Annotated in this window: 9 protein-coding genes; 7 read left to right on the forward strand and 2 right to left on the reverse strand. The window is 67.6% G+C overall.

What is annotated here, in order from left to right; all coding sequences use genetic code 11:
- Positions 1 to 13: 13 nt before the first annotated feature.
- On the reverse strand, positions 14 to 1,381 hold the full coding sequence (gene ppsR / locus QX048_RS09525) for a transcriptional regulator PpsR (RefSeq protein WP_315768641.1): 1,368 nt from the start codon (positions 1,379 to 1,381) through the stop codon (positions 14 to 16).
- A 138-nt stretch (positions 1,382 to 1,519) separates the two neighbouring features.
- Positions 1,520 to 2,416, reverse strand: coding sequence for a B12-binding domain-containing protein (locus tag QX048_RS09530; RefSeq protein WP_315750179.1), 897 nt, complete (start codon positions 2,414 to 2,416; stop codon positions 1,520 to 1,522).
- Positions 2,417 to 2,645: 229 nt separating this feature from the next.
- On the opposite strand from QX048_RS09530, the gene bchF reads away from it, so the two are divergent.
- Genes bchF through QX048_RS09565 form a run of 7 tightly spaced genes read left to right on the forward strand, consistent with a single transcriptional unit; the run spans position 2,646 to position 12,695 of the window.
- Complete coding sequence (bchF, locus tag QX048_RS09535) at positions 2,646 to 3,245, forward strand: 2-vinyl bacteriochlorophyllide hydratase (RefSeq protein ID WP_316169214.1); 600 nt, start codon at positions 2,646 to 2,648, stop codon at positions 3,243 to 3,245.
- A gap of 2 nt (positions 3,246 to 3,247) precedes the next feature.
- Complete coding sequence (locus tag QX048_RS09540) at positions 3,248 to 4,528, forward strand: ferredoxin:protochlorophyllide reductase (ATP-dependent) subunit N (RefSeq protein ID WP_410051254.1); 1,281 nt, start codon at positions 3,248 to 3,250, stop codon at positions 4,526 to 4,528.
- A gap of 1 nt (position 4,529) precedes the next feature.
- Complete coding sequence (gene bchB / locus QX048_RS09545; RefSeq protein ID WP_316191944.1) at positions 4,530 to 6,086, forward strand: ferredoxin:protochlorophyllide reductase (ATP-dependent) subunit B; 1,557 nt, start codon at positions 4,530 to 4,532, stop codon at positions 6,084 to 6,086.
- A complete protein-coding gene (locus tag QX048_RS09550; protein WP_316169211.1) occupies positions 6,061 to 9,651 on the forward strand; it encodes a magnesium chelatase subunit H in 3,591 nt (1,196 codons plus the stop codon). The genes bchB and QX048_RS09550 overlap by 26 nt, the downstream gene beginning before the upstream one ends.
- Entirely contained in the window at positions 9,648 to 10,553 is a 906-nt protein-coding gene (gene bchL / locus QX048_RS09555; protein ID WP_315714321.1) for a ferredoxin:protochlorophyllide reductase (ATP-dependent) iron-sulfur ATP-binding protein, read from the forward strand. Before QX048_RS09550 ends, bchL begins: the two co-directional genes overlap by 4 nt.
- Before the next feature lie 13 nt (positions 10,554 to 10,566).
- Positions 10,567 to 11,268 carry a magnesium protoporphyrin IX methyltransferase gene (gene bchM / locus QX048_RS09560; RefSeq protein WP_316169210.1) on the forward strand — a complete coding sequence of 234 codons (702 nt, stop codon included), beginning with the start codon at positions 10,567 to 10,569 and terminating at the stop codon, positions 11,266 to 11,268.
- Positions 11,265 to 12,695 (forward strand): BCD family MFS transporter, encoded by a 1,431-nt coding sequence (locus tag QX048_RS09565; RefSeq protein WP_316169209.1) that lies wholly within the window; start codon positions 11,265 to 11,267, stop codon positions 12,693 to 12,695. The genes bchM and QX048_RS09565 overlap by 4 nt, the downstream gene beginning before the upstream one ends.
- The last annotated feature ends 9 nt before the right edge of the window (positions 12,696 to 12,704 follow it).

The raw sequence follows: 12,704 nt of genomic DNA on the forward strand, positions 1-12,704 counted from the left end.
GCAACTGTTCCACCTATTCCAACTGGCTGTCTTCTTCGCTCGGCTCGGCAAGGCCATAGCGCCGCAGCTTGACGTAGAGGCTCTGTCGGCTGAGGCCGAGCATCTCGGCGGCGGTGGCGCGGTTGTCGCCGGTCAGCTTGAGCGCGGTCTCGATGCACATCCGCTCGATCACGTCGGTGGTCTCGCGCACCAGCTCCTTAAGTGGCACGCGGCCGATCAGCTCGGCGAGCTGCTCGCGGGAGCGCGGAATATAGCCGTGGTCGCCGCCGTCGCCGGAGATGCGCGGGCCGACGTTGCGGATGGTGAAGCCGAGCCGGGCCTGGCCGGGCGCCCCGACCGTGCTGGCGGAGATCTCGACGTCGACCGGCGAGCCGTGCTCGCCGCGGACGACGCTGGAGAACAGCTTCACGCTGCCATGCTGGCGCAGATTGGTCAGCATAACCGAGAAATCGATCGCCGACTTGCCGATCCAGCGGTCGATCGTCTCGCCCATGATCTGGTGCATGTTCTCGATCTGGGCAAGCTGGAGGAAGGTGGCGTTGGCGTGCAGCAGGCGGCCGTCCATGTCGGTGATGACGAAGCCGTCGGGCGCCGATTCGACGAACTGCACGAGCTGGGTGTTGACGTCGGACGTCCTGGGGAGCGCAGGCTGCGACGTCTGCGGAGAGAACCGCAGCAGGAACAGCGACGAGTTGTCCTGCCGGAAGAAGGTGCCGTCGAGCAGATAGTCGCGGCCACCGTCGAGCCGGATCTTGGCGCGTTCGATCTTGCCCTGCGAGCGGATCGCCAGCGACAGGGATTGCGACATCGCCATGTCGTCGAGCAGCAGCACGTCGGGAAACAGCTTGCCGATCAGATTGGCGGCGCCATGGTCGAGCAGGGCGGCCGCGGCCGGATTGGCCTCGACGATGCGATGGCTCACCGCATCGACGATCAGCACCGGCTCGGCCGTGATCTGAAACAGGATCCGGTAGCGCGATTCGGCGTTGCGCATGCGCGAGTAGTCGCGCTCGATGGCAACTTGCGCCTCGATCAGCTTCTGCTGGAGCGCGGCGGTGGCGCGCACGTCGCGGCCGACCGCGATGAAGCGCGCCGCGCCCTTGATCGCCACCACCGCGAACAGGATCGGGATGTCCGGTCCGCGCGCGGCCGGATAACGCACCTCGCGCCAGCGCGACACCTTGCGCTGGGAGGCTTCGGCGAGCAGCAGCTCTGGCTTGGTCTGGCTTTCCTCGGACACTGTTGCTTGCCAGGATCGGCCGATCCACGCGTCTGTGTTTCTCAATTCAAGCGGCAGGCCGGCTTGTTGAAAAGCCAGGTCCTGAATGTTGCCGTCGGCGTCGAGCGCGAGCGCAATGTCGGACGCTGCGGCCACCAGCATGCCCGCAACATCCGCATTGAGGTCGCCAAGCGACTCTTTCGGAGCTCTGAACGCCCTCACCAACGCCGTTGTCCTCCCAGTCAAGGAGCCTTCGCGCGGCAAGTCTCGTTCCAGCATTCATCTTCACTGCACCCTCAGCTATCGCCGTTCGGTCAGAAGACTCACGACGTGCCGGGCTTGCGAAGCCTCTCTGCTCGGATCGGAGACGACACCGTCGCCGCCGACCAGGAGAACGAGTTCAGGCCGTTCAATAAAAGCAGGACCGCAGACCAGCACGCCGACATCCTGGTTGGAGGACTCGCGCCGGACCATCCTTATGTTCGAGGCAAGATCGTCAAGCTTCTTGTCGCTGTTGGCGAAGAACTCGACGACGTTGAACCACTGCGAGCGAAGCGTCTCGACGAAGCCGCGATCGGCCGTGTCCGGCTCGATCCAGGTCTCGAAGCCGTCGCGACGGAAGAACTCGCCCGCCAGCACGAGACCGAACATCATGTGGCCCAGCTCGCGCCTGTCGCCCGGCGCCGTGGTTAGCAGCACGCGCAGCCCCGCGGGCGCGACCGAGAGCTCGGCGCAGAAGGCCGAGCTGAAATGCCGCAGCAGCTGCTGCAGCCGCCACAGCGCGAGCGTGACGTCGGCGAAATCGCGCTCGTCGTCCGCCCAAAGATGGCGCAGATGGTTCGCGGTGGGGACCAGGAGGTCGAGATAGATGCGCTCCAGGGTCTCGCCGTGATCGCGATGCGCCTGGATGCAGGCCACTGCGCCAACGTCGTCCGCATCCAGCACGAGTTCGGCGAAATCAGCCGCCTCCTGCGCCGAGGCCGTGATGATTGCCGGGACGCGTTCGAGCGCGGAGGCATGGGCCATCACGAGCCGCGGAATGATCTCGGCTTCGATCGCGTCGTTGAGTTGAGGGTGACGTGTGTTGCGCAGCGGCGCGATGATGCGCGGCGATGCAGGCGCATGAAAGCCGGGCTGCCCACGCTTCGTCCGAAAGCGGGCTCGCGGAAATCGGGCTGTCTCATTGAGCTCGGTCATAAGCGCCTCCCCTCCATATGAGCGCACGTCACTCGTTGCGTCAATATTATTTGACGTCAATTTTGATTGACACTCTTCCCGCCCAGGTCTAGCGTTTCCCCATCGGGCTCGCACTCGGGGATTTGCGATGCGCCACCTGCGAACTGCACAACGTAGCGCTGATCAGACCGAGTGCGGTGCACCACAAATCCCCCTGTGGTTGTCGTCATCGCATCACTGGGCACCGATGTTGTCAAATCATCTTTACACATGGTGTGACGCCCAGTTCACATCCGCCACCGATCCGTCGCTCTGGAGCCAGCTCTGCTTCACGCCTGAACCGGCGCCGCGTGCAAAGCGGCAAGCGCTTTACACGCCTGAGGAAAGGCGCCGGCGCGACGCCACGCCATGGACCCTGGTGCAGGCCATTCTGGCGCCGCTGCAATTTCTCGTCTTCCTGATCAGCCTCGGACTCGTGGCGCGCTATCTCGCGACCGGCGAGGGACTCTGGCTCGCGACCGCCTCGGTCGTTCTGAAGACAGCACTGCTCTACACCATCATGATCACCGGCTCGATCTGGGAGCGGGTCGTGTTCGGGCGTTATCTGTTCGCACCGGCCTTCTTCTGGGAGGACGTATTCTCGATGCTGGTGATCGCGCTGCATACGGCCTATCTGGCCGCGATTATCGGTCATATCGGCAGCGCCCAGCAGCAGATGCTGCTCGTGCTAGCCGCCTACGCCGCCTACGCGATCAACGCCGCGCAATTCCTGCTCAAGCTGCGCGCGGCGCGGCTGCAGGGCGAGGCGATGGCGCCGGCCGCCGTCACCAGCGTGGAGCGCGCGTCATGAGCATGTCCGCGCAAGCCTGTGCCGTGAAACCACCTGCTTCGCCGGACGGCGTGCTGCGCGAGCGCGGACAGCGCGAGGTGTTCTGCGGCCTCACCGGCATCGTCTGGCTGCATAGGAAGATCCAGGACGCGTTCTTCCTCGTCGTCGGCTCGCGCACCTGCGCGCATCTGATCCAGTCGGCCGCCGGCGTCATGATCTTCGCCGAGCCGCGCTTCGCCACCGCCATCATGGAGGAGCGCGATCTCGCCGGCCTCGTCGACGCCAATGACGAGCTCGACCGCATCGTCGCGCAGCTGCTGGCGCGTCGGCCCGAGATCAAGCTGCTGTTTCTGGTCGGCTCCTGCCCGTCGGAAGTGATCAAGCTCGACCTGTCACGCGCGGCGCTGCGGCTGTCGCAGCGCTTCTCACCTGATGTGCGCGTGCTCAACTACTCCGGCAGCGGCATCGAGACGACGTTCACGCAAGGCGAGGATGCCTGCCTCGCGTCGCTGGTGCCGGTGCTCCCCGCAGCCGATCGGGCTGCGCGGCCATCGCTGCTGGTGGTCGGCGCGCTCGCCGATGTCGTCGAGGATCAGTTCAGGCGGACCTTTGCGGCGCTCGGCATCGACCAGGTCTCCTTCCTGCCGCCGCGCCGCTCCTCGGAGCTGCCCGCGATCGGCCCCGAGACGCGCGTGCTGCTGGCGCAGCCCTTCCTCGGCGACACCGCGCGTGCGCTCGAGGAGCGCGGTTGCCGCCGTATCGCTGCGCCATTTCCGCTCGGCGGCGAAGGCACCGCGCTGTGGCTCGCAGCCGCCGCCGACGCCTTTGGTGTCTCTCGCCCCCATGTCGAGCGGACCCTCGCGCCGCTGAAGGCGCGGGCCGAGCGCGCGCTGGCGCGCTACCGCGCGCAGCTCGCCGGCAAGCGCGTCTTCCTGTTTCCGGACTCCCAGATCGAGATCCCGCTGGCGCGTTTCCTGGCGCGCGAGATCGGCATGGAGCTGGTCGAGATCGGCACGCCCTATCTGCACCGCGATCATCTCGCCTCCGAGCTGGCGCTGCTGCCCGTTGGCACGCAGCTCAGCGAAGGCCAGGACGTCGAGCGCCAGCTCGACCGTTGCCGCGCCGCGCGGCCCGATCTCGTCGTCTGTGGGCTCGGCCTTGCCAATCCGCTGGAAGCCGAGGGTCTCACGACCAAATGGTCGATCGAGCTGATCTTCACGCCGATTCAGGGGTTTGAGCAGGCCGGCGATCTCGCCGAGCTGTTCGCGCGGCCCTTGCTGCGGCAAACCCGACTGGCGGTGTGAGATGCAGCTGTCGGTCTGGACCTATGAAGGACCTCCGCACATTGGCGCGATGCGCATCGCGACCGCGATGCGCGACGTGCACTACGTGCTGCACGCGCCGCAGGGCGACACCTACGCCGATCTCCTGTTCACGATGATCGAGCGCCGCGACCGCCGCCCGCCGGTCACCTACACCACGTTCCAGGCGCGCGATCTCGGCGGCGACACTGCGGATCTGCTTCAGAGCGCGGTGCGCGCCGCTTACGAGCGCTTCCAGCCGCAGGCGATGCTGGTCGGCGCGTCCTGCACGGCCGAGCTGATCCAGGATGATCCCGGCGGGCTCGCGCAGGCCTTGAAGCTTCCCATTCCGGTGATCCCGCTCGAGCTGCCGGCCTATCAGCGCAAGGAGAATTGGGGCGCCTCGAAAACGCTCTACCGGATTGTACGGGCGTTGGCTGCGTCTTCCGCTGATGGCTCCCCCCGCCGTGAAAGGAAGACAGGCGCCCGTCCAGTCTGCAACCTGCTTGGTCCGACGGCGCTCGGCTTCCGTCACCGCGACGACCTCGCGGAAGTGACCAGGCAGGTTGTGGAGCTCGGCATCGAGATCAACGTCGTCGCGCCGTGGAACGCGACGCCGGCCGATCTCGCCCGCCTTCCCGACGCCGATTTCAACATCGTGCTGTATCCCGAGATCGCGCTGACGACGGCGCAATGGCTCAATCGCCGGTTCGGCCAGCCTTTCACGCGCACGATCCCGATCGGCGTCGGCGCGACGCGCGACTTCATTGCGGAGGTCGCAGGCCTCGCCGGCGTCGATGCCGCGCCGGTGCTGGCGCGCAGCGAGAGCCGGCTGCCGTGGTACTCGCGCTCGGTCGATTCGACCTATCTCACCGGCAAGCGCGTCTTCATCTTCGGCGACGCGACCCATGCGGTCGCCGCGGCGCGCGTCGCGACGCAGGAGCTCGGCTTCGAGGTCGTCGGCCTCGGCACCTATGCCCGCGAGTTCGCCCGCGAGATCCGCGAAGCCGCCGCGATCTACGGCGTGGAGCCGCTGATCACGGATGATTACCTGGAGGTCGAGGCCCGCGTCGGTGAGCTGCGGCCCGAGCTCGTGCTTGGCACGCAGATGGAGCGTCACATCGCCAAGCGGCTCGGCATTCCCTGCGCCGTGATCTCCTCGCCGTGCCACGTGCAGGATTTTCCCGCGCGCTATTCGCCGCAGATGGGCTTCGAAGGCGCCAACGTGCTGTTCGACACCTGGGTGCATCCTTTGATGATGGGCCTGGAGGAGCATCTGCTCGGCATGTTCCGCGAGGACCATGAATTCGCCGATCACGCGCCGTCGCATCTCGGCGCAGCACCGGCCGCGCCGCCGCAGCAGCCGCAGCTGCGCGTCGTCGAAACCAACGTCACCACCGAGCTTGCCTGGGCGTCCGACGCCGAGCGCGAACTGACCAAGATCCCCTTCTTCGTGCGCGGCAAGGCCCGCCGCAACACCGAACGATTCGCGCGCGAGCGCAACGTCAACCTGATCACGCTCGAGACCTTGTACGATGCCAAAGCGCATTTCGGTCGCTGACGTCACACCCATCCGGGTGGTGATCGTGACGATGGACAGCCATCTCGCCTCGGCTGCCGTGCGCGCGCGCACGGCGTTGCAGGCGGAGCTGCCCGGGCTCGATCTGAAGGTGCATGCGGCCGACGAGTGGGGCTGCAATCCGACCGCGCTCGAACATTGCCTTGCCGATATCGCCACCGGCGACATCGTCGTCGCCACGATGCTGTTCATGGAGGATCACATCCAGCCGGTGCTGCCGGCGTTGCAGGCGCGCCGCGACCAATGCGACGCCATGATCGGCTGCCTCTCGGCCGGCGAGGTGGTGCGCCTGACCCGGCTCGGCAAGCTGACGATGTCGGGCTCCGCCACCGGCGTGCTCGGCCTCTTGAAGCGGCTGCGCGGCAGCAACCGCTCCGGCAATTCCAGCGGCCAGGGCCAGATGAAGATGCTGCAGCGGATGCCGCGCCTGCTGCGCTACATCCCCGGCACCGCACAGGACCTGCGCGCCTACTTCCTCACGCTGCAATATTGGCTCGCCGGCTCCGAGCAGAATTTTGCGAACATGGTGCGCTTCCTGGTCGGCCGCTACGCCGACGGCCCGCGCGCCGCGCTGCGTGGCAAGACCAACGCGGCCGAGCCGGTGACCTATCCGGATGTCGGCCTCTATCATCCGCGGCTGTCGCCGCGGATCATCGAGCGCGCCGACCAGTTGCCGGCCCTGGCGAAGCCGGCCGGCCGCGTCGGCGTGATCTTGATGCGCTCCTATCTGCTCGCCGCCAACACCGCGCATTATGACGGCGTGATCGCAGCGCTGGAGGCGCGCGGGCTTGCGGTCATTCCGGTGTTCGCCTGCGGGCTGGACTCGCGCCCTGCGATCGAGCGCTATTTCCAGAAGAACGGCGTCGCCACCGTCGATGCCGTGATCTCGCTCACCGGTTTCTCGCTGGTCGGCGGCCCCGCCTACAATGACGCGCGCGCCGCGGAAGAGGTGATGGCCGGCCTCGACGTGCCGCTGATCGCGGCGCATCCGCTCGAATTCCAGACCGTCGAGCAGTGGCGCGATGACGCGCGCGGGCTGACGCCCGTCGAAGCCACCATGATGGTCGCGATCCCCGAGCTCGACGGCGCCGTCGGCCCGACCGTGTTCGGCGGGCGCTCGGCGATGGCCGATGCCGGCCGTGACATGGCCTCACTGCCGGAGCGCGCGACGCAACTCGCCGCACGCGTCGCCAGGCTCGTGGAGCTGCGCCGCTCCGCGCGCGCCGCGCGCAAGCTCGGCGTGGTGTTGTTCAACTTCCCGCCGAACGGCGGCAGCGCCGGCACCGCGGCCTATCTCTCGGTGTTCGAGTCGCTGCACAATGTGATGACATCGCTGCGCGCGGCAGGTTACACGATCGACGTCCCCGACACCGTGGACGCGCTGCGCGCACGTGTGCTCAAGGGCAATGCCGAGCGCTTCGGCACCGCCGCCAACGTCGCGGCGCGCATCCCGGTGGATCAGCATGTCCGGCGCGAGCGCCACCTCGCCGAGATCGAGAAGCAGTGGGGGCCGGCGCCCGGCCGTCACCAGACCGATGGCGCCAGCCTCCTCGTGCTGGGCGAGCAGTTCGGCAATCTGTTCGTCGGCCTGCAGCCGGCGTTCGGCTACGAAGGCGATCCGATGCGGCTGCTGTTCGAGCGCAGCTTTGCGCCGACGCATGCGTTTGCGGCGTTCTATCGCTGGCTGCGCGAGGATTTCCTTGCCCACGCCGTGCTGCATTTCGGCACCCATGGCGCGCTCGAATTCATGCCGGGCAAGCAGGCCGGGCTGTCCGCGGAATGCTGGCCGGAGCGCCTGATCGGCGACCTGCCGAACTTCTACATCTACGCGTCCAACAACCCGTCCGAGGGCGCTCTGGCGAAGCGGCGTGGCGGTGCCACCCTGATCAGCTATCTCACGCCCTCGATCACCAGCGCCGGCCTCTACAAGGGGCTCGCCGATCTGAAATCCTCGCTCGACGCCTGGCGCAATCTGTCGCCGGACGCGACCGAGCAGGTGAGGGGCGGCAGCGCGGCGCTGATCCAGGCGCAGGCGGCGGCGGTCGATCTTGCCGCGGCCGAGCCGCTGTGGGGCGACGAGCGCGATGCCAGCATCGGCGCGCTGTCCGCGAGCGTGCTGGAGCTGGAATACTCGCTGATCCCACACGGCCTGCACATCGTCGGCGCGCCGCCGCCCGAGGGGCAGCGGACCGAGCTGCTCGACCTCGCCGGCATCGCCGATCCGGCCAAGCGTGCCGAGCTCGACAGGATGCTCGCCACCGACAGCGAGACGCCCGCGATCCTGCACGCGCTCGACGGCGGCTATATCCGTCCGGTGCCCGGCGGCGATCTGCTGCGCAACACCGACGTGCTGCCCACCGGGCGCAACCTGCATGGTTTCGATCCCTTCCGCATCCCCAGCGCCTTCGCGCTCAAGGATGCCGAGCGCCAGGTCGCGCGGCTGCTCGCCCGCCATGCAGGTGAAGGCCACAAGCTGCCTGAGACAATCGCGCTGGTGCTGTGGGGCACCGACAATCTCAAGACCGAGGGCGGGCCGATCGCGCAGGCGCTGTGGCTGATGGGCGCCGAGCCACGCCATGACAGCTATGGCCGCCTCTGCGGCGCGAAGCTGATCCCGCTGGAGCAGTTGGGCCGCCCGCGCATCGATGTCGTCATCACTCTCTCGGGCATCTTCCGCGACCTGATGCCGTTGCAGACCAAGTTGCTCGCCGAAGCAGCGCTGCTTGCGGCGTCCGCCGACGAGCCGTCCGACATGAATTACGTGCGCAAGCACGCGGTCGCGTTCCAGGCCGCGCATGGCGGCGAGCTGGCGGATGCGTCGCTGCGTGTGTTCGGCAATGCCGAGGGCGCCTATGGCGCCAACGTCAACCACCTGATCGATTGCGGCGCCTGGACCGATGAGGACGAACTCGCCGACGTCTACACACGGCGCAAGGGCTTTGCCTACGGCACCGACGGACGCCCTGTCCGGCGCGACGCGTTGCTCGGCCATGTGCTGGCCGGCGTCGATGCGGCCTATCAGAACGTCGACTCGGTCGAGCTCGGCGTCACCACGATCGACCATTATTTCGATACGCTCGGCGGCATCAGCCGCGCGGTGAAGCGCGCCAAGGGCGAGGCGGCGCCGGTCTATATCGGCGATCAGACCCGCGGCGAAGGCACGGTGCGCACGCTGTCGGAGCAGGTGGCGCTGGAGACCCGTACCCGCACGCTCAATCCGAAATGGTACGAGGCGCTGCTCGCCCACGGCTATGAGGGCGTGCGCCAGATCGAGTCGCATGTGACCAACACCGTCGGCTGGTCGGCCACCACGGGCCAGGTCGCGCCCTGGGTCTATCAGCAGATCACGACGACCTTCGTGCTCGACCCCGCGATGCGCGAGCGGCTTGCCTCGCTCAATCCGGCCGCGTCGGCGAAGATCGCCAACCGTCTGATCGAGGCGCATGAGCGCAATTACTGGACCCCGGACCCTGACATGCTCGACGTGCTGCGCAAGGCGGGGGAAGAGCTCGAAGATCGCCTCGAAGGCGTGGGAGTTGCCGCATGAACGTGACATTACGACCGCCGCTGACGACCGCGCCGCGACGCCCTGACGGGGCCGGCAGCGTGCAGGTGCAGCTCGATCCGAACGTCGTCATCGACACCGCGAAGGTGTTCTCGGTGTATGGCAAGGGCGGCATCGGCAAGAGCACGACGTCGTCGAACCTCTCGGTCGCGCTGTCCAAGCTCGGCAAGCGCGTGCTGCAGATCGGCTGCGATCCCAAGCACGACTCCACCTTCACTTTGACCAAGCGGCTGGTACCGACGGTCATCGACATTCTCGAGCAGGTCAATTTCCACGCCGAGGAGCTGCGCCCGGAGGACTTCGTCTACCAGGGTTATAACGGCGTGATGTGCGTCGAGGCGGGCGGGCCGCCGGCCGGCACCGGCTGCGGCGGCTACGTCGTCGGCCAGACCGTCAAGCTGCTCAAGGAACACCATCTGCTCGAAGACACCGACGTCGTGATCTTCGATGTGCTCGGCGACGTCGTCTGCGGCGGCTTCGCTGCCCCCCTGCAGCATGCCGACCGCGCGTTGATCGTCGCCGCCAATGATTTCGACTCGATCTTCGCGATGAACCGCATCGTCGCCGCGATCCAGGCCAAGTCGCGCAACTATCCGGTGCGGCTCGGCGGCGTGATCGCCAACCGTAGCGCCGCGACGGACCAGATCGACAAGTTCAACGAGCGGGCCGGATTGAGGACGGTGGCGCACTTCCCCGATCTCGACGTCATCAGAAAGAGCCGGCTGAAGAAGTGCACGCTGTTCGAGATGGAGGCCTCGCCCGACGTCGAGCGCGCCCAGAACGAGTATCTGCGCCTCGCGGCCTCGCTGCTCGCCGGCAGCGAGCCGATGCAGGCGGTGCCGCTCAAGGACCGCGACATCTTCGATCTCCTTGGCTTTGATTGAGTGGAGCCAGCCGATGACGACAGCGGAATATCTCGCCCGCCGCAGTGAAGTGGAGACGTATTTCGACCGCACCGCGGTCGCCGCCTGGACGCGGCTGACTTCGGACGCACCGGTGGGCCGCATTCGCGCCACGGTGCGGGCCGGCCGTGACGAGATGCGGCGGACGCTGCTGTCATGGCTGCCGCTCGATCTGCGCGGCGCGCGAATCCTGGATGCCGGCTGCGGCACCGGCAGCTTCTCGATCGAAGCGGCGCGCCGCGGCGCCGACGTCGTCGCCGTCGACATCTCGCCGACCCTGATCGAGATCGCCCAGCGCCGGCTGCCCGACGACATCAGCCGCAACGCCATTCAGTTCGTCGCCGGCGACATGCTCGATCCCAGGCACGGCGGCTTCAACTTCGTCGTCGCGATGGACTCGTTCATCCACTACCGCGCCGAGGATGCCGTGCGGATTGTCGCCGGTCTGGCCGCTCGCACCTCCGACGCGATCCTGATGACCTATGCGCCGCGCACGCCGATGCTCGCCGTCATGCATGCCGTCGGTGGCGTGTTCCCGCGCGGCAACCGCGCGCCGTCGATCGAGCCGGTCGCCGAGCAGAAGCTGTATCGCCTGATCGCCGACCATCACGATCTCGCCGACTGGCGCTGCGCCCGCAGCCGCCGCATCGCCAACGGCTTCTATATCTCGCAGGCGCTGGAGCTCCGCCCGTCATGAGCGCACGCGCACCATCGATCATGCAGGCGTGGATGCGGCTGTCGTCGCGCTATCTGCCGTTTGCGGATGCCGCCTCGACCGAGCTGCCGCTGTCGCGCCTGATGCGGCTGTCGCTGTTCCAGGTCTCGATCGGCATCTCGGTGGTGCTGCTCAACGGCACGCTCAACCGCGTCATGATCGTCGAGCTCGGTGTGCCCTCCTGGCTGGTCGCCACCATGGTGGCGCTGCCGCTGGTGTTCGCGCCGCTGCGTGTGCTGATCGGCTTCAAGTCCGACCATCACCGCTCGGTGCTGGGCTGGCGCCGCGTGCCGTACATCTGGATGGGCACGCTGCTGCAGTTCGGCGGCCTCGCGATCATGCCGTTCGCGCTGCTGCTGCTGTCGTCGGCCGATGCGCCGGGCCAGGTGATTGCCGGCCGTCTCGGTGCGGCGCTCGCCTTCCTGCTGGTCGGCGCCGGGTTGCACACCACGCAGACGGCAGGCCTGTCACTCGCGACCGACATCGCGCCGGAGCATTCGCGTCCGCGCGTCGTTGCCTTTCTCTACGTGATGCTGATGTTCGGCATGATGGCGAGCGCGCTGACCTTCGGTGGGCTGCTCGCCGAGTTCAGCGAGATGCGGCTGATCCAGGTGATCCAGGGCGCGGCGCTGACCGAGATGGTGCTCAACGTCATCGCGCTGTGGAAGCAGGAGGCGCGTGATCCGTCGCGCACGTCGGCGGCCCGCGAGCCGCCGCGCTTCGGCGACTCCTGGCGACGCTTCCGCGAGGCCGGCGGCTCGATGCGCGTGCTGGTCGCGGTCGGGCTCGGCACCGCCGGCTTCACGATGCAGGACATCCTGCTCGAGCCCTATGGTGCGGAGATCCTGCATCTCACGGTTGGCGAGACCACGGCGCTGACCGCGCTGTTCGCCGCCGGCACGCTGGCGGGCTTCGGCCTTTCCGCGCGCCGGCTCGGCAAGGGCTCCGATCCGTATCGCATCGCGGCGCTGGGCGGCCTTGTCGGGCTGTTCGCGTTCTCCGCCCTCATCTTCTCGGCGCCGCTGGCCTCACCCTTGTTGTTCCGGATCGGCACCACGCTGATCGGTTTCGGCGGCGGGCTGTTCGCCGTGGGCACGCTGACGGCGGCGATGGCACTGGTGCAGAACGGCGAGAGCGGGCTTGCGCTCGGTGCCTGGGGCGCGGTGCAGGCGACGGCGGCGGGGCTCGCGATCGCCGGCGGCGGCGCCATTCGCGATGTGATGTCGCAGCTCGCGCTGGATGGCCGCCTCGGCGTCGCCCTTGCCGGTCCCGCGACCGGCTACAGCATCGTCTACCACGTCGAAATCGCGCTGCTGTTCGTCACGCTTGCGGTCATCGGACCGCTGGTGCGGCGGCGAGCGGCGGAGCCGCAGCAACTACAATTCGGAATCGCTGAATTTCCAGGTTAGCCCGGTCGG

Origin of the sequence: Bradyrhizobium sp. SZCCHNS30572 (assembly GCF_032484415.1) — a bacterium.
Taxonomy (GTDB): Bacteria; Pseudomonadota; Alphaproteobacteria; order Rhizobiales; family Xanthobacteraceae; genus Bradyrhizobium.

Bases quoted from the DNA above. Each gene is read 5' to 3' on its own strand.
- ppsR (WP_315768641.1), bottom strand. From the start codon at position 1,381: ATGCTGGTGGCCGCAGCGTCCGACATTGCGCTCGCGCTCGACGCCGAC.
- QX048_RS09530 (WP_315750179.1), bottom strand. From the start codon at position 2,416: ATGACCGAGCTCAATGAGACAGCCCGATTTCCGCGAGCCCGCTTTCGG.
- QX048_RS09540 (WP_410051254.1), top strand. From the start codon at position 3,248: ATGTCCGCGCAAGCCTGTGCCGTGAAACCACCTGCTTCGCCGGACGGC.
- bchB (WP_316191944.1), top strand. From the start codon at position 4,530: ATGCAGCTGTCGGTCTGGACCTATGAAGGACCTCCGCACATTGGCGCG.
- QX048_RS09550 (WP_316169211.1), top strand. From the start codon at position 6,061: ATGCCAAAGCGCATTTCGGTCGCTGACGTCACACCCATCCGGGTGGTG.
- bchL (WP_315714321.1), top strand. From the start codon at position 9,648: ATGAACGTGACATTACGACCGCCGCTGACGACCGCGCCGCGACGCCCT.
- bchM (WP_316169210.1), top strand. From the start codon at position 10,567: ATGACGACAGCGGAATATCTCGCCCGCCGCAGTGAAGTGGAGACGTAT.
- QX048_RS09565 (WP_316169209.1), top strand. From the start codon at position 11,265: ATGAGCGCACGCGCACCATCGATCATGCAGGCGTGGATGCGGCTGTCG.